General features: G+C 48.8%; 21 protein-coding genes. 2 read left to right on the top strand and 19 right to left on the bottom strand.

Annotated features, from left to right (window positions below; genetic code table 11):
• Positions 1-2: 2 nt before the first annotated feature.
• The 15 genes from C4S74_RS18230 to C4S74_RS18155 all read right to left on the bottom strand — a co-directional run bounded on the left by C4S74_RS18230 (position 3) and on the right by C4S74_RS18155 (position 15466).
• Positions 3-1115 (bottom strand): 2-aminoethylphosphonate aminotransferase, encoded by a 1113-nt coding sequence (locus C4S74_RS18230; protein WP_103996719.1) that lies wholly within the window; start codon positions 1113-1115, stop codon positions 3-5.
• A complete protein-coding gene (aepY, locus tag C4S74_RS18225) occupies positions 1112-2272 on the bottom strand; it encodes a phosphonopyruvate decarboxylase (RefSeq protein ID WP_103996718.1) in 1161 nt (386 codons plus the stop codon). Before aepY ends, C4S74_RS18230 begins: the two co-directional genes overlap by 4 nt.
• On the bottom strand, positions 2272-3168 hold the full coding sequence (gene aepX, locus C4S74_RS18220) for a phosphoenolpyruvate mutase (protein WP_103996717.1): 897 nt from the start codon (positions 3166-3168) through the stop codon (positions 2272-2274). The genes aepY and aepX overlap by 1 nt, the downstream gene beginning before the upstream one ends.
• Before the next feature lie 42 nt (positions 3169-3210).
• Positions 3211-3939 (bottom strand): YheC/YheD family protein, encoded by a 729-nt coding sequence (locus tag C4S74_RS18215; protein ID WP_103996716.1) that lies wholly within the window; start codon positions 3937-3939, stop codon positions 3211-3213.
• Between the two features lie 725 nt (positions 3940-4664).
• Positions 4665-5876: a macrolide family glycosyltransferase gene (locus tag C4S74_RS18205; protein ID WP_103996811.1), complete on the bottom strand. Its 1212-nt coding sequence runs from the start codon at positions 5874-5876 to the stop codon at positions 4665-4667.
• Positions 5877-5949: 73 nt separating this feature from the next.
• Positions 5950-7407 carry an MFS transporter gene (locus tag C4S74_RS18200; RefSeq protein ID WP_258042528.1) on the bottom strand — a complete coding sequence of 486 codons (1458 nt, stop codon included), beginning with the start codon at positions 7405-7407 and terminating at the stop codon, positions 5950-5952.
• Positions 7408-7931: 524 nt separating this feature from the next.
• Complete coding sequence (locus C4S74_RS18195) at positions 7932-9155, bottom strand: MFS transporter (protein WP_103996715.1); 1224 nt, start codon at positions 9153-9155, stop codon at positions 7932-7934.
• Positions 9156-9217: 62 nt separating this feature from the next.
• Positions 9218-9808, bottom strand: a complete 591-nt coding sequence (locus C4S74_RS18190) for a TetR/AcrR family transcriptional regulator (protein WP_103996714.1) — start codon at positions 9806-9808, stop codon at positions 9218-9220.
• Between the two features lie 336 nt (positions 9809-10144).
• Positions 10145-10912: an ABC transporter permease gene (locus tag C4S74_RS18185; RefSeq protein ID WP_103996713.1), complete on the bottom strand. Its 768-nt coding sequence runs from the start codon at positions 10910-10912 to the stop codon at positions 10145-10147.
• On the bottom strand, positions 10912-11682 hold the full coding sequence (locus C4S74_RS18180) for an ABC transporter ATP-binding protein (protein WP_103996712.1): 771 nt from the start codon (positions 11680-11682) through the stop codon (positions 10912-10914). Before C4S74_RS18180 ends, C4S74_RS18185 begins: the two co-directional genes overlap by 1 nt.
• 13 nt (positions 11683-11695) lie before the next feature.
• Complete coding sequence (locus C4S74_RS18175) at positions 11696-12562, bottom strand: pentapeptide repeat-containing protein (RefSeq protein ID WP_103996711.1); 867 nt, start codon at positions 12560-12562, stop codon at positions 11696-11698.
• 13 nt (positions 12563-12575) lie between these two features.
• The gene (locus tag C4S74_RS18170; protein WP_103996710.1) at positions 12576-12905 is read right to left on the bottom strand and encodes a PadR family transcriptional regulator; all 330 of its coding nucleotides are present in this window, start codon (positions 12903-12905) and stop codon (positions 12576-12578) included.
• 215 nt (positions 12906-13120) lie between these two features.
• On the bottom strand, positions 13121-13522 hold the full coding sequence (locus C4S74_RS18165; protein WP_103996709.1) for a cupin domain-containing protein: 402 nt from the start codon (positions 13520-13522) through the stop codon (positions 13121-13123).
• An 81-nt stretch (positions 13523-13603) separates the two neighbouring features.
• Positions 13604-14305 carry an SDR family oxidoreductase gene (locus C4S74_RS18160; RefSeq protein ID WP_258042527.1) on the bottom strand — a complete coding sequence of 234 codons (702 nt, stop codon included), beginning with the start codon at positions 14303-14305 and terminating at the stop codon, positions 13604-13606.
• A 111-nt stretch (positions 14306-14416) separates the two neighbouring features.
• Positions 14417-15466, bottom strand: coding sequence for an NAD(P)-dependent alcohol dehydrogenase (locus C4S74_RS18155; protein ID WP_103996708.1), 1050 nt, complete (start codon positions 15464-15466; stop codon positions 14417-14419).
• A gap of 319 nt (positions 15467-15785) precedes the next feature.
• Here C4S74_RS18155 and C4S74_RS18150 point away from each other — a divergent pair, with 319 nt between their 5' ends.
• Complete coding sequence (locus tag C4S74_RS18150) at positions 15786-16343, top strand: TetR/AcrR family transcriptional regulator (protein ID WP_103996707.1); 558 nt, start codon at positions 15786-15788, stop codon at positions 16341-16343.
• Positions 16344-16602: 259 nt separating this feature from the next.
• On the opposite strand, the gene C4S74_RS18145 is transcribed toward C4S74_RS18150, so the two are convergent.
• The 3 genes from C4S74_RS18145 to C4S74_RS18135 form a co-directional block, all read right to left on the bottom strand.
• Positions 16603-17229 carry an HAD family hydrolase gene (locus tag C4S74_RS18145; RefSeq protein WP_103996706.1) on the bottom strand — a complete coding sequence of 209 codons (627 nt, stop codon included), beginning with the start codon at positions 17227-17229 and terminating at the stop codon, positions 16603-16605.
• An 80-nt stretch (positions 17230-17309) separates the two neighbouring features.
• Positions 17310-18260 (bottom strand): LacI family DNA-binding transcriptional regulator, encoded by a 951-nt coding sequence (locus C4S74_RS18140; protein WP_103996705.1) that lies wholly within the window; start codon positions 18258-18260, stop codon positions 17310-17312.
• Between the two features lie 174 nt (positions 18261-18434).
• Complete coding sequence (locus C4S74_RS18135; protein WP_103996704.1) at positions 18435-19328, bottom strand: LysR family transcriptional regulator; 894 nt, start codon at positions 19326-19328, stop codon at positions 18435-18437.
• 131 nt (positions 19329-19459) lie between these two features.
• Here C4S74_RS18135 and C4S74_RS18130 point away from each other — a divergent pair, with 131 nt between their 5' ends.
• Positions 19460-20467 (top strand): alpha/beta fold hydrolase, encoded by a 1008-nt coding sequence (locus C4S74_RS18130; RefSeq protein ID WP_103996703.1) that lies wholly within the window; start codon positions 19460-19462, stop codon positions 20465-20467.
• 134 nt (positions 20468-20601) lie between these two features.
• Here C4S74_RS18130 and ppsA read toward each other — a convergent pair whose 3' ends face one another.
• Positions 20602-23214 (bottom strand): phosphoenolpyruvate synthase, encoded by a 2613-nt coding sequence (gene ppsA / locus C4S74_RS18125; protein WP_103996702.1) that lies wholly within the window; start codon positions 23212-23214, stop codon positions 20602-20604.
• Positions 23215-23473: the final 259 nt, after the last annotated feature.

Below are 23473 nucleotides of genomic sequence, written 5' to 3'. Positions count from 1 at the left end.
TCTCATCCGCATTTTAGGCTAGCGAGATAGCGTTCAAGCAATTCCAGAAATAACTCCATTTCCTTGTACGTTATATCGCCTATATTGGCTATCCGGAACGTATTTAGTTTCGCGATTTTGCCGGGATAGATCATAATGCCTTTGCTGTAAAAATAATCATGCATAGATTGAAAGTTATAGTCCGCACACTGAGGCTCGAGAATGGAAGTGATGATTTTGGCATGGTGCTCTTCGGGAACGATATAGGTCAGCCCCAATCGGGCTAATCCGTTAATTAAGGTTTTCCAGGATGTCGCGTAGCGTTCGTACCTTTTATCCACTCCCTCCTGCTTTAATTCCTCAATCGCTTGTTTAAGCGCATATAGGGTTTGGACCGGAGGAGTAAACCGCATCTGGCCATGTTCCTTAAAATAGTTGTATTGAGCATATAAATTCAAATAATAGCTTCTCGGCTTCCGACCTTTCAAATTCTCCAATTTAGTTTTTTCGGCTATCACGAACGAAACCCCGGCCATTCCCTGCAAGTTTTTGTTGGAGCTTGCCGCCAGGTAGGCAATATTCATTTCCTTCAATTGAATCGGAACGGCCGCAAACGAGCTCATGGCATCTACCAACATGTCGATTTGATACCTTTTGCATAATTCTCCGATATCTTTTACCTTGTTAAGCAGGCCGGTTGTCGTCTCATGATGTACGACGGCCAGATGGGAGACGGTGCGTTTGGAGGATTGGATGCACCTTTCTAAATCAGCCAAATCAATGGCATCATCAGGAGGACTTTTGAATTCAAAATAATTCACTCCATAAACTTCCGCTATTTCGCACATCCGTTTTCCATAGGCACCATTGCTCACAATGACCACCGTATCTTGGTTCGGGACCGAACTGATGATGGATTCTACCGCCGCAGTACCCGATCCGCCAAACAATACGGTCGCATAATGATCCGGGTCTGCAACCAGCCGGGTAAGTTCCGAGGAAATATACTCCATAATTTGACCAAACTCGGCTTCGCGAGGACAAATATCCGGAACCACCTGTGACCATTTCACACTATCTGTAGTCGTTGCCGGTCCAGGAGTAAGCAAAATGTTTTTCTTGACGGAGGAACTCATGTACCGCCCACTTCCTTGTCTTTCAAAGGATCGTTATGAATAAAACGCTGCAGACGTTCTTTTACTTCGTGAGGCTTCATATGCGGGCGGGCAAGCTGATCTTTGGAATTTATGGATATTTTCAGGAGCACGAACGTAAGACCTTTGCTCACTTTCCATTCCTGTACAAAAGCTTGCAGTTCCTCGAGACTGTGAACGTGAACCGAGTTCGTATACCCGCAGGAAGCCGCAATATCTATAAAATTAATAGAATGGGATACGGTACTTTGCCCGCCTGTTGATTCATGTGCGTTATTGTCGAGCAGAATATGAATCATGTTAGCGGGATGATAATAGCCGTTGGTTGCCAGGCTCCCCATACGCATCAGAAGAGAACCGTCTCCGTCAATGACGACGATATCTTTGCTTGGTTGGCTCAAAGCCAACCCGAGTCCAAGAGAACCGATGCATCCCATAGATCCAACCATGTACAGATTGTTTTCCGCATCTTCGATTTCATACAATTCGCGTCCGGTTTTACCCGTTGTCGCGAGCTGTACGGTATTGCCGTCTTTCACGGAGTTGATCGCGGATAATGCGTCATACCGCGCAGGCATTTGATGGTCCGCATGAGCATGCTGCCGGAGCTGATTTAAATGAACGGAGGTTTGCTGTTTTCGCAGGTGCACTTTGTCGAAAGTGCCTTTCTTAACGACAAAAAAGAACGGGCGATTCCGGGCTATGTGTTCGTCAGCCTGAAACAACTGCTTTTTTGCCTCCTCTAAATCTGTGGAGAGATACTGCCATTCCACATCCATCAAATCGAGCATTTGCGTTGTAATCCGGCCCATCAGTTCATGCTGAGGCTCATCGGGTATGCCCGGCTCTCCGCGCAGGCTGACAAATCCAAGCAGCGGAATACGAAAAGGGTAATTCAGGGAGGTCAAAGGTGAAACAGCGTTGGTTAGTCCTGAATTTTGCATAAGGACTACTGACTTCTTCCCTCCTATATAAGCTCCCGATGCAATAGCGACCGCATCTCCTTCGTTAGCCGCAGCAACATAATCGCATTCGTTGATGGCATAATTGATCAAGTTTTTTAAAAAGGAACAGGGAACACCACTGAAAAAGGTATATCCTAATTTCTCTAATTCTTCTCCTAACAATTTTGTGTCCATTATGCGCGTTCACCCGAATCCGGTTCTGACGGGAGGTATTGCTGTTCCGCTGCTTCCAGCTCTTGGGCCCCCTGAAGTCTGAAAACCTCTTCCAGGGGTGCGACGTCTTTTTCGACATGAATTAGGCTTTGATCCCGATAAATTCGGTCCGATAAGTGTTTCATTGCTTGAATGGATGCTCTCAAATTGTGGTTTGCCCAAATCACAAGATTAATTCCCATCTCCTGAAACTTCACGGTTGGAGTCGTATAGTATTTGGTAGGCACGATCACTACCGGCAATCTTCCGGCCCATTCCTTCATGAACGCTTCAATCTCCGCGACATCCGATCTTTTGCTGTGTATAAATACGGCATCGGCTCCTGCCTTACGGTAAGCCTCCGCCCGCTCCAGGGCCACTTTAAGCCCTTTCCCCGTAATAAATGCTTCTACTCTGGCCACCACCGTAAAATCCTCGTCCGTTTGAGTATCTTTCATCGCTTTAATCTTCCCGGAAAACTCTTCGATATCAGCCAAAGATTGATCCTGACCGTTAATAAAGGAATTCGTTTTGGGGAACTGCTTATCTTCAATGCATACTCCCGCAATATGACGCTGCTCCAGTTTTTTCACCAGCCGTCTTGCGTTATTAAAGTTGCCGTACCCCGTATCTCCGTCCAGCAAGATCGGGATGGAGGTAGCATCACTCATGAATTCCAAAACATCCAAAACTTGCGTCCAGGAGGCCTCGTTGTTATCCCTAACTCCCAGCGCCGCGGAGATGGATAATCCACTGGCCCAGATTCCTTTAAATCCCGCCTCCTCCACTATTTTGGCAGACAGACCATTATGGGCTTCCATAATAAACTCCGGTTTTTGTGAACCGACCAAGTCTCTAAGCTGTTTTGTTTTTTTCATTGAAGTGCTCTCCTTCTCCCCCTAAAATAACGTGCAAGAAACCTACTTTCGAATAATACGCTTGTTTCTCCTGATGGTGTTGATCATTGTAGAATCGGACAGTTGAGTAAATAACATATGCCCGGGGCGTGAATTGGCCTCGATAATCCAAATGCGGCCTTTTTTATCTATGGCAATGTCAACCCCCAATTCGCGAACCGGGTGCCGTTTATTAATCGTTTTGGCTATGGTGACGGATAGTTTGGAAATTTTGCGTATATAGGCATTCGCTTTGGAGCGGTTGTGCTTAAAAAGACTGTAAAGTGCCCGATTCAAGGATACTGCATGCCCTCCTTTAAGATAATTGGTCACATACTTACGAGGTGCCGCGACACGAGCGACCAAGCCGGAAATAACCCATTTCCCCCTCGGCTTCTGTAAGTAAATCCGGATGTCGAAAATCGACCCGTGGTACTTGGCTAAGCGAAGTCCTTTCTGTACCAGATACTGATGTCCAGGTTGCCGGTATGACTTAATGGCTCTAAAGAGACGACTGGATGGAACAACCTTTCGTCTTGAAGCACTACGAACTTCGTATCGTTTTTTCAATCTCTTGACCCGGATAATCCCGCTGCCGCCACTCCCGTGATTAGGTTTTATGAAGACCGATGAATAGGTTTTCAGCATTCGCTTGGTCCTCGATTTCGTAAACCAGCGGGTTTTAGGTAAATGTGAACGCAAAACGGGATGTTTCAACATGACTTTGTACTTTTTCATTTTTCCAACGGGCATTGGCCATCCCTCTCGTCTTTTTTTTTTTTTTTAAATTTGCTGTAAGCATATGCATCCGGATTTCCGCCTGCGTGGACCTCTGCCACGGTTTGAAATCAAGATTCATTTTATAAACGGCATATCCTTGCGGGTATAATTACGAAAAGCCCAAAGACTTCCTCCGGGACAAACTCAGTGTTGGGGACACAAAAAATAGACTGCCGCCAATCAAAAAAATCCGCTGCCGGCAGAAGTGGCACTGGATCTTTGATTCCTGCAAGATTCATAGAGTTCATCGTGATCGGGTCTATCCGTGAAAATATACAAGGAGCAGCCTAAGGGGTCCGCAGATGGATAAAAAATTGTATAGAAAAGGCTGTATCAAATGGCGAACTGCGGGGTTCTACGGATATCGCCATGCTGGTTACCTTACTTGAAACATTTCTTCAAGGAATTTCGACACAAGCCCGGAACCAGGTTCCATACGAGACAATTGACGCTGCGGTAACTCAACTGATGAGTGTCTGGGTTATGCTGCCTGCAAACAAGGGAGATCGGGGCAAGATCTGAGAGAGAGGACAAGTTAGAAGATTATCTCTGGAACACCACTTGGAGTTTTACAAGATGCCTGTTCCAAAAGAACCAAAAAGCAGACCCTCCGGTCTGCTCTTTAAATTAGTGCGGTATTTTAAACTCTTTCGGATAGATCCAATAGAAAACGTGCATTCGAGTATATAACAGATAGGTTAAACTTTCGCAAAATGATTCATAATCGTATCGGCAGCCAGCTTGTAACCGCCGGCTTGCCGTAAAGATTCACCGATGAGGGATGCGTGCCGTTTATAACGCGGATTGCTCAGCACTTCCGCCAATGCATCTCTCAAAACGCTCGGGCTGAGGCTGTGCTTATCGAGTGTGATACCCGCTCCCAGCTCCTGGACCCGACTGGCGACAAGGGGCTGATCCGACGTTAACGGAATCATCACCAGCGGAACGTTGTAATAAAGCGCCTCACTGGTACTGTTCATCCCCGCATGCGTAATAAAAACATCCGTATGCTGCAGCATATCCAACTGCGCTATGTATGGCTTGACGATAAAATTATCGGGAATCCGGTCCGCCAGCGGCTCCATATCCGTGTATTTTCCTGAAGATAGAACAACATTCACGGGCAAATCCCCAAATGCTTCAAAGCAAAGCTCATAAAAAGCCAAGTTTTTATTTAAAATGGTTCCCATCGCAATGTACACGGTTTGCGGGAATCGTTCCCGAAGCAGCTCGAACGGGAAGGCCGGAGCGTCCTGCCGCGGTATGATCGAAGGACCGGCGAAAATAAAACTGTCGTCCAGCTTTTCCGCCTGCGGCTGAAAATAACGGCTGGTATACACCAGCTTTAACCGGCCCGCGTGTGCCGGAATCTCTTCTATGGCCGGAATACTCACATGATACTGCTGCGCTAACTCACGCGTTATTTTCATCGTGGCCTCATACAGTTCCTTTGGATCCGTCTCTTCCTCACTCTGACCTTGGTCAGTCCCCAAAGGCTCCACGAAAGCAAAGGAGGCAATCGAACACACCGCCGGGATTCCCAGCTTCTCTGCAAGAAGAGTTCCTCCCCAGCCCATCAGGGAATCAAAGATTAGATAATCAAACTTTTGATTTTCAATCACTCGGAGCACTTCGGGGATCATCCGCCGGATGATGCCGCCTGCCATCATATAAATGAACTCATAAGGATGCTTGTACTCCAGCGGTTTTAACACCGGATCATGAGAGAAAGCATCTTTCGGAAAGGGATACGTTAGTAACCGGGCTCCGGTTTGTTCAATTCGGGAACGGTACTCCTCCGTGCACACATACACAACTTCCTCGCCATTGTTAATCAACTGAGTGACTAATCCTAACGACGGATTTACATGGCCTTCAGCCGGAGTAATAACAACTAATGCACGTGCTATCTTGCCCACCTCCGAAATTTATATATTCCCTCCGCTCTTCTTGATGGTTTTGTTACGACGGAACCGTCGTCCGTTACATGGGAAGCTTGTTCTTCGCATGACTCACCGCATGATGTTCAGGATGAATGAGTTCCATAATTCGCACGGACGCCAAGAAACTTAACATGACAAAGACTAATTGAAGCGTTAATACGATGAGAATCCCATTAGATACGCCCCACTGTAAAGTTTCGGCCAAAGCGATTAAAGCTCCGCTGACTCCAATGCTCACTCCTATACAAAACGAATCCATGAATTGAAGAGCCGCAGACACTTCTCCCTCTTTCCCGGGCTCGGCATGCTGTAAAGCAATGGTGCCGGTTGTGGGGTTGGCTAAGCCGACACCGAATCCCGTAATCATCTGCGAGAGCAGGATGAGCTTAATTCCTCCGCCCGGCAAAATTAGGGCCAGGATCACAAGTACAGTTCCGGATATCATAATCCCGATTCCCAGCATGACTCTCTGCTTTCGGCCGCGGCCCCGGTCTCGTGCATCAAGCTTGGACTGCAGCCACGCCGCGGCGGACCAGCTCAAAGAACCAGCGGCTACGAGAAGCCCCGCAAACTGTGCCGAGACCCCCTTCACTTCGGTCAGTGCCAAGATCACAAAGCTCTCCGTTGCAAAATAACAGGCGACATATAGCCCTCTGGAAACCAGAGTTGCGGGCAGCCCTTTTTTCACTGAAAAAGTACCTGGGGGCAGCAGCTTGCGCAATAGCGGAATCATGATGAATAACCCGACCAAAGTTAGCACAATTCCTTCCCAGTCGGTTATCATACCGAGACCGGTGAGCATCAGCCCCGTTCCGACGGCAAGCAGAACCGCATGGATGACCTTCGAGCCGGATGTTTGGGCCGGACCCGTGTGGGCTTTACCGGACAAACCCTGCCGATGCTGCAGAGCACGGAAAGAGCGGAACGTTAGACTTAATGCCAACACAATCAGGGGTAAAACGATCCAGAAAACAAAACGCCAAGAGATATAGGAAGCAATAAGCCCTGCCACGTAAGGCCCGATTAAGGAAGGCAGGATAAATGCCATCGAGAAGGCCGCCAAGATCCGAGTACGAAGAGCATCCGGATAATGCAGCGTTACACTGGCATAAATACAAGTGCTCAGAGCTCCCGCCCCAAAACCTTGAAGAGCTCTTCCGGCAATCAAGATGTGCATATTCAAAGAAACGGCCGCAACCACGGTACCCAGCACAAAAATTCCGCAAGACACAAGCAGGGATGTAAATACGCCGCGCTTGTCAACCTGCTGTCCCATGACCAAGGTACCCACAAGCTGAGACAACAAAAATGAGCTGAAGATCCAACCGTACAAATGAATGCCTTGTAAGCTTTGTGCCAATTTCGGGGCAATGGTCGTAATAGCCAGTCCCTCGAAAGCTGTGGTTGTCAGAACCAGCATAATACCAATCGTCAACGCCCTGTACGAAGTGTCGAAAATCCCGGTCTGCTTAGTATTCGTTGTCTTTCTCACCTCCATAAAAGAATTTGCTTTAATGGAAATATCCACCACATATGGCATTTCGAATATACAATAATCACCTTACTTTGTAAAGAAAAAACTTTATTAAGTAGCGGCGAAAGGAAGATGAATGACTATTTCACTTGTATCTCGTATCGGACAATTCCTTTGCCGTTCTAATTAGAGGTAAAGCCGACATTTTAACGAAAAAATACGCTAAGCCTTCGGACGTGACCGACTTAGCGTTTTTCTTACTATCAGACCCGATATTCCGCCGGTAACCCGAACCGGCGGTCATTCAACTTCCTGTTGGTCCCTACCCCGCACTGCACGTGCTTGCAGCAGTTTCTACGACTTTCGTTTAGAACGTGGAAAATTGGCCGTTCACGAACCGATAAATAAATGGCTCATGAAAATTCGTCCAGTTGGTGACTTCCATGAGCAGATTCATTAGTTTGATTCGCGGCAGCAGCTCGTAGAGTTTTGCCGTCCAATCGTCAATCGCGACGAACGAACAGCGGCTCCGAATTGAGCAGCGCAGCTTAATCCGGATGCGCTCCGGATTGATCCGCTTTGGCTGCGGCCTCCCCTAATTTCATACCGAGGCTCGCAAAGGCGGCAATCAAAATAATCGCGGCGGACAGGCTGTAGACGGGAACAAGCGTAATCGACTTCATAAGCGGCCCCGCCAGAGCGGCCCCCGCCAGCGTCCCGGCCATGAATAGCGGTGTAACAGCACCGTTCACACGCCCGATGTAGGCTTCCTCAACCAGTTTCATCATAATCGCTCCGAGCACGATTTGCATGAACGCCGTCATGACGCCGACCATGAAGCGCATAGCAGCCGTTAGATACACCCAGACGGACAGAGCCTCGACGATGATAGAGAACGACAGGAAAGCGATGCCCGCGAAGATGACGACACGAGGATTTATCTTCGGACCGAGAATCGCTGCCGCCGCGCCCCCAACCAGCATTCCGGCGCCGGACAGTGCATAGAACCATTGGACGCTTTCCTTGTCGAGCTGAAGACGTTCGGTCACGATATAGATGTCCAACGGCTGGATCAAGCCAGACCCAAGCCCGATACAGGCAAACGTAAGCGCAATAACAATTAAATTCCGATGACTGCGGATATAGCGGAACCCCTCCTTCACATCCTCGAGAATCGGCACGGCACCCCGTTCGGGCGAGCGCGGCGAGGGAGGCAGGGAGAACTGGACGGCTGCCGCCGTAAGGAACAACCCGATCATCACGGCCAGTGAATAGCTCAGGCCGAGCGACGAATAGATGAGCGTCCCTACGACCGGTCCTACAATAATGAACAAGGACATGATTCCCTGAGAAATACCGATCGCCGGCGCCAGCAGCTCCTCGGGCACATGCCTCTTGAACATCACGGCCGAGGAAGGCTGCGAGAACTGGCTGACGATGGCCGACACGACCGTCGCGGCGAATACGGCCTCCCAAGAACCCGCAAGCACGAACAATAGAATGGTTCCGATCGACAGCGCGCTGAGCAGATCGCCGGCGATCATTGTCCGCTTCGGATTCCACCGGTCGGCGAAGGCTCCGCCGATGAAAGAGAACAGAAATATCGGCGCGTATTCCATTACGTTCAGAAGGGAAACGGCGACGGGATCACTGTCGGTCTGCTCCAATACATAGAACAGCAGCGAGATATTTCGGATCCAGATTGCCAATTGCTGCAGAAGGTCAGCGAACGCTACGATTCGGAATACCCGGTTGGCGAGCAAGGCTTTCATAACATATCCCCTTAAGGACGATACTAAACCGACCGTCCGGTCTAATTAGTGAACAAAAAAAATTAGTGATTCTCTATTCCTTGCAGCAGGACGTCGATCGCAGTCCGATATAAGCTGACAATCCTATCCGTGTCGTATTGGAAATACGAAACACTCAAGCCTCCAAATAGCCCGAATAAGATATAAGTTAGATCTTCAAGCGGTATCGGTCGAAACTCTCCGCTTTGCATTCCTTCCTCCAACAGCTGTTGGAAGATCGGGAAGTGCATTCGCGTCAGCACCAGCAGTTTGTCCCTAATCTCTTGATCCCCGTTTTCGCTTACCGAAAACTCTTCTGCGGCCCGCAGTAGCGGATTCCGAAAATCTTCGGCGTAATGCTCGGCAAGCCGGTACAACTTCTCGCGTGCCGTACCGAGCGGCTTTTCCTTGTCGCGCCACTTGCCGATCCATTCGAGCATGGACAGCTCAAGGATGTACAAAAAAAGCACTTCTTTATTCTTAAAGTGATGGTAAATGCTCCCTTTGCTCGATCCCGATAACTGACGTATCTCGTCCATCGTGGTCGCCGCATAGCCTTTCAGCTCAAACAGCTCCTTCGCCTTGGCCGCAATGTTGCGCTTTGTCTGTTCGCCATGGTCCGTAGATTTGTTCATATCGTCACTCCTTTCCCAGACCGACCGTCCGGTCTAATCAGAATATAAAGAATTCCTTTTCGCTTGTCAAGACTAGTCGCTTACATTCGTGTCATCCGGCCATAAACGGTTCAACTAACTTGCCATGTATAAACAAAAAAAGTCGCTGTCCGGCGACTTCTTAACAATTGCATTTTCTTATCCTCCCACATGCGTCCGTGGAGCGTTTTTATGGCCAAGGCTCGCCGTCTTCAGGGGCTTTCCGCACCGCGTGAAGCTCCCAGCGTGCGATGCTCGGCGTCACATGGCGGTGGTCAACCACTATTCTACAAAGCTTCCCCGTCTCTCCCGCTTGTTTTATACCCGCTTTTTATAAACCCTCATCGCAAAGATATAAGCCACAAGCAAAATTCCCACACACCACGCAAGAGCGACCCATATGTCATTACCCACCGGCTGATTTGACAGCAGGGCACGGATGGCTTCCACGATTGCGGTCACCGGCTGGTTCTCGGCAAAGACGCGAACGGCGGCCGGCATCGACTCGGTCGGCACAAACGCCGAGCTGATAAACGGGAGGAAAATAATCGGGTAGGAAAATGCGCTTGCGCCATCCACTGATTTGGCGGACAGTCCCGCAATAGCCGCTACCCAAGTTAACGCCAAGGTGAACAGCAGGAGTATGCCGGCTACGACCAGCCACGGCAGAATCCCCGCGGACGAACGAAAGCCCATAATCAACGCTACGAGAATGATGACGACAACCGATATGGAGTTGGATACCAGCGAGGTCAGCACATGCCCCCACAGTAAGGTGGAACGTGAAATCGGCATAGAGTGAAACCGCTCGAATATGCCCCGCTGCACATCGGTGAACAGGCGGAAAGACGTGTAAGACACACCGCTGGCAATCGCAATCAGCAGGATACCGGGCAGCAAATAATTGACATAGTTATCCGTACCCGATTGAATTGCGCCACCGAACACGTAGACAAACAGCAGCATCATCGCGATCGGCATGATGGTGACCGTGACGATGGTGTCCATACTGCGGGAAATATGGCGCATGGAACGCCCCAGCATAACGCCAAGATCGCTATAATAATGTTTCTTTACCGCCTCCATTATTTTCTCTCCTTTTTGCCGACGATCGCGAGGAAGATTTCCTCTAATGTCGGTTGTTTTTCAACATACTCCGCCTTTGCGGATGGGAAAAGCTTTTTCAGCTCTCCGAGCGTACCGTTGGCAATAATCTTTCCCTCGTGCAAAATGGCTATCCGGTCGGCAAGCTGCTCGGCTTCCTCCAGATACTGCGTGGTCAGGAGTATCGTCGTGCCGCCGTCGGCCAGCTCCTTGACGATCTTCCACACCTCGATGCGTGATTCGGGGTCAAGTCCGGTAGTCGGCTCGTCGAGGAAAATGATCTGCGGACTTCCCACAAGGCTCAAAGCAATGTCCAGCCTGCGGCGCATACCGCCCGAATAAGTAGACGCCTTGCGGTCGGCGGCGTCCGTCAGGCCGAAGCGTTTAAGCATGTTATCCGCCACCTGACGCGGATTTTCAAGGTATCGCAGCTTGGCAATCATGATCAGGTTTTCCCGTCCGGTCAATATTTCGTCCACGGCGGCGAATTGCCCGGTCAGGCCGATCGCCTGACGCACATGATCGGGCCTGAGTACCGCATCGAACCCGTTTACGGCAGCGGTTCCGCCGTCCGGTTTTAGCAGTGTGGCGAGGATTTTGACGATCGTTGTCTTGCCCGCTCCGTTGGAGCCGAGCAGGGCGAAAATACTGCCCTTTTCCACCTCAAAATCCACGCCCTTCAGCACCTCGTGCTGCTTGTAGGATTTCTGCAGTCCTTTTACTTGAATAGCCTTGGTTTGCACGGTTAGCATCGGATTCCCTCCCTTAAATGACGGTAACTTTCGACAAATCGGCTTCCATGCCTTTAAGAGCGGCATAAGTCAGTTTATCCATCGCTGCGCCGTCAAAGCAGATAGTTTTGATCATACGATAGTACTTTTTGGTGAAGGTAAACCCGGGCTGGAAAGAAACATTTTTAAAGACGGCTCCCTTGAACGAAGCTTGCGTTAATGCCGTTTTTTCAAACTTAACGCCGATAAACGTCTGTCCGTCCAGACACTGCCCGCTCAGATCGGAGTAATTAAAATCTGCTCCGTCAAATATACAGCCTTCAAAAACCGTTTTTCTGAGATCGGTCATCGACAGTGTAACGTCGGTCAGTCTCACTCCTGTGAATCTGGCTCCCTCAAGGCCCGACTTGCTGAAATTGGTTCGTACAAGGATCGTTTTATTGAAGCTTGCGTTTCTCAGGTCAAGCGCGGCCAGGCTGCAGTCCGTCAAATTAGCACCGTCAAAATTGGCTTCCCGTACGTCGCTGCTCTTAAACGAACTTCCGGTCAAATCCGCGCCTGAAAAGTCGGAACCCCGCAGCTCGCTGCCATTAAACTGCCCTTTATGAGCCCTAACGCCAGCAAAGTCGCTCTGTGCCAGGTTGCTTGCGCTAAAGTTAGTCACGACTTGCCGTTCCAGCGAACGGGAGAGGTTGGCGACCTCCAAAATCGTCTCCTCGATGTCGCCGATGCTTTCAAGCGTCATCTTAAACGCCGTTTCATCGTCCTTGCCCTCGGCTCTGAGTTCACTATACCGTTCCTGCAAATCGGAGTGCAGGTCGGACTTTAATTCGGTGACGCTTTTTACCCCGTTATACGGCGTGAAAACACTGTTCAAATAATCCGTCAGTTTCTGATTCATCCCATCAATCTCCTTATAATAAGTTTTCCAGCACGCGCTTCGCATACTCCCAATTGCTTTTGTTGCGGGCGTATGTATCCCTGCCCTTTGCGGTAATCCTGAAATACTTGCGCCGTCCGCCCTGCGATTCATCGCCCCAATACCACTCAATGTCGCCGTCCGCTTCAAGCCGCCGGAAGCTGGAGTACATCGTTGCTTCCTTTAATTCATACTCGCCGCCCGAACGCTCGGCAATCAGCTTGACGATCTCGTAACCGTAATGATCAGCTTCGGACAAAAGCCGTAAAATCATCGTATCCGTATGTCCGCGAAGCAGGTCGGATGTGATTTTGTTCTCGCTCATGTAATCACCTCCACACTTTGTATGATAAGACATATTACTATGACTGTCAAGGTAGTATTCTAAACAAAATACTTTGCCATGAACAATTCGTTGGTGCACAGCAAAAAACCGCGCGGAGCGCGGCATTCTTGGGCATTATTTGCTTGAACTTACGGCACTAATACGAGCTATATCTTTAAAAGTAAGCTGGGTATCAACAACTGCCGCAATCTTTTTTAGATAGTATCGGCGTTTTCATCGTCACTTACTCTCTCCATCCAATCGACCGCCTTGCCGTTCAAACGTTCTTGAATGGCAATATGAGTCATCGCTGTGGTTGGAGAAGCTCCGTGCCAATGTTTCTCGCCTGGCGGGAACCAGACTACGTCACCCGGATGAATTTCCTCAATCGGACCTCCCCAGCGCTGAACCCGTCCGCTGCCCGCGGTTACGATCAGAGTTTGGCCCAGCGGATGGGTATGCCATACCGTCCTTGCTCCCGGTTCGAACGTCACGCTCGCTCCGGCAGCGCGTGCAGGGTCCGGGGCCTCAAACAGGGGATCAATACGAACCGTTCCGGTAAAATATTCAGACGGCCCTTGGCCGGAAGGCTGTGAGCCGATTCGTTTGATTTCCATTCTTCCTATACCTCCATTGAGTTTCGGTTTCTATAAGTTTACAGCTTTCATTTGCTGAAATAATACGTACCTGCAATTGGGTTACCAATCGATTCGTTTTCCGTCTCTGAAAAATTCCCCGTTAGGCCCATCAGGACCAATCGTCGCTAACCAAAGGATGGACTCGGCCGCCTCCTTAGGGGTTCTTGGTGCGGAGGGTCCGCCCATTTCTGTACTTACCCATCCCGGATCGACCGTATTGATTTTGATATCCCCTTTGATTTCCGCCGCTGCCAGCCGTGTCAATCCGTTAAGGGCGAGTTTGGACAACTTGTAAGCGCCTGAGCCCGGATAGGACATTTCGCTTAGCGTCCCGTATTCGGACGAGATATTAATAATTCTTCCATACCCTTGTCTTGTCATAAGGGGAATAAAATAACGGATCACATCGTAAACGCCAAAGAAGTTAGTGGCCATCGTTTGCTTTAGAATGGCAGGGTCCATGGAAAATAGCTGTTCATGTTCGTCCAAATAAACGCCGGCGTTATTAATCAGGACATCTAATCTTCCATAGTGCTCATCTACCGTCGCCGCTGTTTGACGAATGCTTTCTTCCCGGTCTACATCCATCAGCAAAAATGAAACGTCGAGTGCTGACTCCTTTAGTTTTTGCACGGCTTCATAACCCTTTTGAGGATCACGACCAGCCAAAATGACTTTAAATCCATTCAACGCCAACTGTTTGACCAGCTCGTATCCAATCCCCCGGTTTCCGCCGGTAACAAGGGCAACTTTTGTATGCATAAGCGTTACATCCTCCATTTCTTCACTGCTTGCCGATATTGGATGCAGAGTTCGTTCTGCATAAAGAGGCACACCCGTTTGTCGGCACGCCTCCTCTGTGCGGAAACCCGGTTATTCATTCATCATCGTACTGATATCGATCACAAAACGATACCGGACATCCGAAGCCAGCACGCGCTCCCAGGCTTGATCGATCTGGCTGGCGGAAATCACTTCGATCTCAGGCGTGATATTATGTTCGGCGCAAAAATCCAGCATCTCCTGCGTTTCGCGAATCCCGCCGATGGAGGAACCGGCAAACGAGCGGCGCTGGGGGATCAGGGAGAAAACGTGAACCGGCAGCGGCTCCGACGGCGCACCGACGTTGACCAAAGTACCATCCACCGCGAGCAGCGAAAGGTAGGCGTTGATATCGATCTTCGCGCTCACCGTATTTACGATAAGGTCGAACGTACCGGCCAGTGTCTTGAACGTTTCCGGATCGCTTGTGGCATAATAATGATCCGCACCTAGCTGCAAGCCGTCATCTTTCTTCTTCAAGGTTTGGGATAAAACCGTAACCTCCGCCCCCATCGCGTGAGCGAGCTTAACGGCCATATGTCCGAGCCCGCCAAGCCCCACAACGGCGATCTTCTTGCCGGGACCGGCTCCCCAATGACGCAGCGGCGAATACGTGGTAATCCCGGCGCACAAGAGAGGAGCGGCGGCGTCAAGCTGCAAGCTCTCAGGAATTTTAACTACAAAGTCTTCCGTTACGACGATTTGTGTGGAATAGCCGCCTTGCGTATACTGCCCGTACCGGTCGACAGCCCCGTAAGTACCGGTCATTCCGTTAAGGCAGTACTGTTCTTCACCCTTATGGCAGTTCGTGCATTTCCCGCAGGAGTCAACCATGCAGCCTACCCCTACCCGGTCGCCGGCGGCATACTTGGTGACTTCCGAACCGACCCCGGTAACGATTCCGGCAATCTCGTGTCCGGGAACGATAGGATATTGGACAGGTCCCCACTCGCCGCGAGCGGTGTGGATGTCCGAGTGGCAAATACCGGCGTATTTTATCTCAATGAGAACATCGTGCGGCTGCAGATCTCTGCGTTCGATTGCGGTAAGTTTGAACGGACCCTCCGGATTAAACACGGCACGTGCATGAGTCGTAATCATATATATCCTCCAATGAATGATAGATTTTGTGGGGCGTGTAATTGCTTAAGCGTCCTCCTAAGCAAGCGAGACAGAATGCGGACGTTAGACGCTCCGTCACACTTCCTCTCCTCGATTCGGTAAACCTGTATGGATTAATTAATGCCGTTAACAAAAAAAACCGAAGTTGATAAACGAATTGCATTGTTTAATCAACTTATGTCTATTATTATATAATGAAGCAAATCATAATCAATGGTTAAAAAGCCGCATATTGTTGATATATCAACACAGCAGCCGGAATTGTTCATTATCTTGGAAAGAATGGAGTTATCGTTCTATGACTAAAGTGGATCGCAGAATTCTCAAAACACAAGAAGCATTAAAAAAAGCCGTCATCGAGTTAATGACAGAAAAAAACTTCGATGACATCACCATTCAGGATATTGCCGACCGGGCAAACATTAACCGGGGAACCCTCTACCTTCATTATCAGGACAAATATGATTTGTTGGATAAACTCATAGAGACTCACTTAAATGAATTAGGTGAGATGGATAAATGGGCATGCGAGATGGATTGGAGCGAAGCTCTTGTTCCTTATTTTGAATATTTCGAGAAAAATTTTTTGTTTTTTTCAACCATGTTAGCGAGCAAAGACGCTAAAGGGGCCCCCTCGTCTTTCAGGACCCGGCTTCTAGCTTCTTTTGTGGAAGGATTCAGGGGTGAGATTGACAGAGAAAGCGGCAGAAATACGGAGATAAGCGAAGATATTATGCTGCAGTATGCCGGGACCGCTTATGTAGGTGTGATTGAATGGTGGATAAGAAACAGGATGCCTTATCCGCCGCATGTCGTGGCCAAACAAGTCGGGGCCTTGTTAGAGAGAAGTCTGTAAAATTTTTTTGATTAACAAAAGCGCCCTGCCTGGCAGATTGATCCGAACTTACTGTAATATATCCGTACACAGCGGATTACCGTAGATCGCAGAACTGTGGAGAACGACTGTACCTGAAGCTAATCGCCGCCCCCTGACCCAGGCCGGCCAACGCTTTTTGTCGTTGCGGATTAGGAGCTTTCGTCAGGCAAGCAGGCCGGGTTGGCGGCTTATTTTCTAAAATGATGCCTTCCGTCCATTCGCCTCTGTTCTTACTGAGTTATTGGGGATTTAATAAGGCAACAATATCTGCAGGATGCTCGAACTTATATGTAGCCGGAATAGCATCCGGCTGCTTGCATCCCCACAGAGCTAATCCAAAGTCAACTCCGGCGTCCCTGGCGCATTCATAATCATAAACGGTGTCGCCGATATAAATGGAGTCTTCGGCCTTTGCGCCTGAAATCTCCAGAAATTTTAACAAAGGTTCCGGATTGGGCTTATGCCGCTTCGTATCATCTGCACATACGACATAGGGGAGATCGTGAACGAGGCCGAACGGAACGAAGTCATCCAGAAACTCTTGCTTGGTTTTGGACGTCACAACCCCCGTTAGAACCGAGCGCTCCCTCAGTTCAGCAAGCAGCGGCTGAATCCCCTCATAGACATGAATAGTATGCTGGTATTCCCTCATAAAATCGTTCCAGCACTTATTCGCATATTCCAGATCGTCAATACCGAGTTGACGCAGGGACACAGTTCCGGGAATTCCCAGCACAAAGGCGAGATCTTGCCGGCTTATCTCCCGGTCATAGTTTTTTTTCAGCAGCTTCTGCAAAGATCCCAACACCGCTTGCTCTGTATCGATCAATGTGCCGTCAATATCAAAAATTAGGGTCGTATGCATGACTTCCATCCTCCTTCAGCATCCTTGGAGATGAGCTCCCCTTTCAATGCTAAAGTATGAAAACCATTTCAAGTCAACAGCTATATGGATTGACGTACAAGGATATGATAAGGAATCTCTATCTTCGCTTTCGATTTCTCAATCGCAAGATAAAAAGCTTGTTCCCCGACCTTCACCAATTGATGATTCACCGTAGACAGCTGTAATCCGATTCCAATGGGCTGATTCTCTTGGCCGATGATTGCCAGGTCGTCCGGTACAGCCAATTCTATACTCCTTGCATACTGATAAATACCCGCCGCTACCTCATCGCCGTTCGCATAAACGGCAGTAGGTCTACGATCCGAATGAAGCAGGCATTGTGCCGCTCTTACCCCGTCGTCAATGCCGTAACAATCCCTGATATGGTACTCCGGCAGGAAATCGCCAAATACTTGCCGATATGCTTTTAACGTCAATTGAGTACTATTGCTCTCTTCTCCTCTTGCTGTCGTAAAGGCGACTCGTGAATGTCCTTTATTCTTTAGCAATTGAAACGTCTCCACGTAAGATCCATATCGATCTATATAAGCACAGCCGATTTCGGGGTGATCCGTAAACTCACATGCTATGATCGTCCCGTACTTCGTGTACGGTATAATGGCATCCCAAGCGTTCGAACGGGAGGCGATAATGATGCTATCCAGTTGTTTTTTCTTCAACATGTTCAGGCAGTCCAGTTCTTTAACCGCATCATATTTAGTAGGCAGAACCGTTACGGTATAATCCCGCTCAACCGATCCATTAAGCACGCCGTGAAGCAGTTGATCAAAAGCCTGATTGTTGTTGTACGGCATGATCACGCCTATACTTCTTGTTTCCCTGCGGATTAAATCGACAGCTGAGCGGTTTGGCGTATAGTCCAATTCTTCAATGACACGCTGTACGGCTGCCCGCTTCGATTCCGATACATAAGGATTGTGATTCAACACACGTGATACGGTCGATACGGATACTCCTGCACGCTTAGCAATATCGTGAATATTTGCCATCGTCATCTTCTCCAATACTTCATGCTTGTATTCTAGTCTTATACCAAATCAACAAGTGAAACATCAATAAGCCTTTCGCACCCTATCGAACGGCCTTAATTCCTTGCTCGTCGCAATTGTTGGCTGCTGGAAGTTACTTGTGCATGCCTCATTCAAGCTTTTTGAGAAAACATCTCATGAGCCGGTCTTCAACACATTTCTAGCCAATTCGATAAAGGCTTTAAATGAGGGGGAAACCCATTTCTCCTGATGCCATAACATTTGAGTAGCAAATCGTATTTCAGACAAATCCCATGGCAAAACGGTCAGCTCCCCCCGCTCCACTTCTCCCTTGATCACCATTTCAGGCAGCAGGGCAATGCCGAGCCCCGTCATTGCGCATTGTTTAATGGCTTCCGCACTGTTAAACTCCAGCTCGGTCAAGCTGTCGGCCCCTTTTTTCAACAAGGTGCGATAGAAATACGCGCGGTATGAGCAGCCCTTCTCGCTTAACAGAACATGCTCTCCGTGAAAATCGTCTATGCTTAATGCTGATCGCGAAGCTAAAGGATGATCGGGGGAAACTACCATAAGGAAGGGTTCTTCCAGCAAAGGCTCCGTATGCAGATCCACAGATACGGAAGGTTCATCCAGCATAAAAACCACATCCGCATTTCCGTCCCGCAGGCTTTGTTTCAAATTGTCACTGGAGAAGGGCCGGAATAACAGACGAACATGCGGATAACGTTCGCGAAAAAGCCGGAGCAGCGCGGGCAGCCGATACGTACAGAGCACTTCGTCCGCGCCGATGATAACGGTACCGGTCAACTCCCCGCTCTGACTTGAGACATGCCGGGCCTCTTCCACATCATTTAAAATTTTGCCGGCATACGGTAAAAACTGGAAGCCTGCGTCGGTTAACACAACGGTTTTGCCCAGGCGGTCCAGCAGCTTAACTCCGAGTTCCTCCTCTAAAGCTTTGATCTGCATCGTTACCGTAGACGGAACATAGTTCAGTGATTCGGCAGTGCGGCTAAAACTCCGGGTGGACGCAAGCGTCCAAAAGGTTTTCAGCTGGCGGATTTCCATAGGAAAGGCACCTCTTCATTCAAAATAAATGAACATTACAATCAAAAACGTTTCGTTGATTTGATACTAATCCTATCGTAGAGTAAAAATCAAGCTTCACCCCAAAACTTGTAGACGAGGAGAATCGGATCATGAAAGACTACGAAATTTATCCGCTCGGAGACGTCGAGCTGCAATCGGGCCGCACGCTGCCCCAAGCCTTTCTTGCCTATAAAACCTACGGAACCTTAAATACCGCCAAAAGCAATGCGATTGTCTATCCGACCTGGTTTGCGGGCCTGCATAACGATAACGAGTGGTTAATCGGACCAGGCAAAGCGCTTGATCCCGACCACTATTTTATTATTGTGCCTAATATGCTGGGGAACGGCCTTTCCTCCTCTCCGAGCAATACACCGGCTCCTTGTGACAGGGCGAATTTCCCTCTCGTCACCATTTACGATAACGTCCGGCTGCAGCACCGGCTTGTGACTGAGAAATTCGGCATTACGAAGCTTGCTTTAGTCGTAGGCTGGTCGCTCGGGGCGCTGCAAACTTTTCAATGGGGCGCAAGCTATCCGGAGATGGTGGAACGAATTGCGCCGTTCGGCGGAACGGCAAAGACCAGACCGCATGCTCAAGCGGTTTTTGAGTCGCTGATCGCCGCCTTGCAAGCCGACTCCGTTTGGGAGGACGGATTTTATACCCGTCAGCCCGCCGCAGGACTTGCCGCAATGGGACGAGCTTACGCTCCTTGGGGATTCTCTCAGGCCTATTATTCGGAGCAGCTTTATCAAGCGGAGGGATACCCCACGTTGAAGTCTTACCTGGAGAACTACTGGGATAAAGTGTTCTTTTCTTTCGATGCGAACGACTTGGTTGCCATGCTCCGCACAGGAATACACGGGGATATTAGCGCCACTCCTGCAGACAACGGAAATTTTAAACAAGCATTGAGCCGAATCACCGCCCGTGCCCTTGTTATGCCTGGTTCGACCGATCTCTTCTTTCCTCCCGGGGACAACTCCTGGGAAGTAAAGCATATGCCGAACGCGGTTTTCCTCCCTGTCGAATCCAAGTGGGGCCACTGTTTCGGGATCGGAGCCAATGAACCGGATTCGTTCGTAATCGACAACCATTTGAAACAATTTTTACAGTGAATGATGACTTTAGATGAAAAAAACCGTTCCCTTATCAGGGAACGGTTCGTTATTAGGAACCTGCTGCAGCGCGACCAGGAAATCATTAAACTGCTTTCGGCGTGGTCGTCTGCGTCATTAAACTAACGCCTGCCTTACACGAATTCGATATATCCTTCCGTTCCGTGCACGCGAATTCTTTGCCCGTCTTTTATGAGCTTGGTCGCATTCTCCACTCCGACAACGGCCGGCAGGCCATATTCCCGCGCGATAACCGCTCCATGAGTCATCAATCCGCCAACTTCGGTGACCAGGCCCTTAATGGCTACGAACAATGGTGTCCAGCTGGGATCGGTAAAGGCGGTGACTAAGATATCGCCGTCTTCCAGGTCAGCCTCTTCCATGTTTAAGATGACACGTGCCCTCCCCTCTATAACACCCGAAGAAACAGGCAGACCCGCCATCGCTTCGGCCGGGAGATTTTCCCGCTTGTACTTGCCTGCGATGATTTCACCATCCGATGTGATAACACGCGGCGGAGTTAGTTTTTCATATAACTTGTACTCGTCTTTCCGTTTGCTGATGATCGTGTAATCCAGTTGATTCGTGCATACGGCTTCGTGAAGCTCTTGAAAAGTGAGATAGTATATATCTTCTTTATCCTGAATAACACCCGCTTGTACGAGTTGTTCGGCTTCTTTCAATAAAGCCTGCTTGTAAACGAAATAGCGGCTAACCATGCCGTATTTGGGATATTCCCGATAACCGATGAAATTCCGGATAAGGTCGATCTTTCGTTTGGTTTCTTTGGCTTTTTGTTCCCCTTCCGGCAATCGCATCAATCGTTCTAATAGTTCTTTTTCTTTGGTCAAAGCCTCCTGCTGCCCCTGCTCAAATTTCCGGCCGCTTTCATTAGGTTCAAAGCTTTTGATGTTACCCAGGATCAACGGGACGAGCGTAATGGGTTTTTCGCTCCAACGAGTTCGGGTGATATCGATTTCTCCGGCACAGCGCATGCCGTATTTGCTGAGATAAGTAGAGATCGCGTCCCGGGTTTCTTTCCCGCCTTCGAACTTAACCAGTTCATCCAAAAAGTTGTCGTCTTTGACATGCTGCAAGTAATCGATGACTTCCGGATAAGGACGGATCACATCTGCGACATCGAGTAGCGCCAACCCCATTTCCGAAGTAATATTATTGGGCACAGATTGAGAAAGCGTGTCTGCCGCGTTTTTTTCACCCAGCCACTCTTTCATTTTTTCATTGACCCATGATGAAGCATTCATGGCAGCCATAAACACCGCAGAACTTTCCGGGTCGAATAAGATCTTTTTTAATTGCTGCATATCTTCCAGGATAAAATCAAACAAATCCGCTCCAGCCTTCGCTTGGATGTTTTGTTTCAACTCTTCTATCGATGCTTGACTACGCTTAATCAAATCGGAAACGATTGTCGGATCGTTGTCGAATTGCGGCTGAGCACCGGCAGGCGGCATACCTTTCTTGCTTGTACCGGGACTCGATTCTTTTGTATCATTTGGTAATAGTTTGATGAAATCCCGATCTACTAGGGTCATAAGTGCGTCTTTTAAAAGCGGATCGTGGTGTCCCATGCCGGTTAATAAATTTTCTCTGCTATCAGATGAAGCCAGCATGGATGTAACATCAACAAATAACCTTCCACCGGCTTTACGCATGGGTGCAGAAGTCGTCAGCAGAAAAAAAGACAATCCGAGCGGTTTTATGGGGTCCGTCATCATTTGTTGATGACCAACCGAGATATAGACGTGATTCTCTTCATCGCTCGCTTCAGGGAGGGGATATAAAGTTGTGATTGGACGACTCTGTACAATATAAAAGGTGTCATCGGCCAAACACCATTCGATATCTTGCGGGCAGCCAAAATAAGCTTCGATCTGTCTTCCTATGCGCGCCAGTCGGACAATTTGTTGTTCGGTAAGGGTTTGAGTCTTTTGCTGATGGGGATCGATCTGCCGGGTCTCTGTTCCGCCTTCTTTCAGTCCATAGACAGCCAATTGTTTGGCTGCTATTCTTTTATCGACGATTTGATCTTCCTGCACTTTATAACAATCGGGTGATACCAAGCCGGAGACCAGAGCTTCCCCAAGTCCGAAACTGGCATCGATCGATAGCAGCTTCCGGTTGGAAGTGACAGGATCAGCGGTAAATAAAATTCCGGAAGCCTGCGGGAAAACCATCCTTTGAACGATAACGGATAAATAAACCTCCCGGTGATCGAATCCGTTCTGCATACGGTAAATGACCGCGCGATCCGTAAACAGGGAAGCCCAACATTTGCCGATATGCCGCAAGATGGCTTCTCTGCCGATGATGTTTAAATAAGTGTCCTGCTGACCGGCAAAAGAGGCATGCGGCAAATCTTCGGCAGTCGCGCTGGAACGTACGGCATAAGCGTGTTCTTCACCAAAACGGCTCAGATATTGAGCGACTGCTTCCGCAACATCGGAAGGAATTTCCGTTTCCTCAATGAGCTGCCGAATCTTTCTGCTGATTTCACCGATCTGATCTCGGTCTTCTACTTTTAGCAGGGCTAGTTCGTCCAACAAAGCATGATACGTGTCGTTTTGTCCGATGGCTTTTTCATACCCCACTGTTGTAACGCAAAATCCTTCCGGTACTTGAATTCCTTCAATTTTTGATAATTCCCCTAAATTCAGTCCTTTTCCGCCGACAAGCATAAGCTGCGTTTTTTCCATTTCCTGAAAACCGAGAACCAAAGAACTCATTCGATATCTCCCCTAACCGTTAAATTGAGAAAAACATTTGACAAGAGTTCACCGGTACGGTATACTTAAAGTATAAGATGTAACACATATGCCTATATAAAATTAAAAAGTCGTGATCTGATTATATCATCGCGCCTATTTATATGCAAGATTAAAGAACCTGATAATTTTATCAGGTTCTTTTTTGATTTTCCCGCTGACAACAATGTGAAAAGGACAGACCCGTTAAAGTGGGCTGTCCCTCTTCAGATGTGGTTGA

Origin of the sequence: Paenibacillus sp. UNC499MF, assembly GCF_900107975.1 — a bacterium.
In the GTDB taxonomy this organism is placed as follows: Bacteria; Bacillota; Bacilli; order Paenibacillales; family NBRC-103111; genus Paenibacillus_F.
The sequence above is the reverse complement of the archived record's forward strand: the minus strand, read 5'-3'. Positions and strand labels throughout refer to the sequence as shown.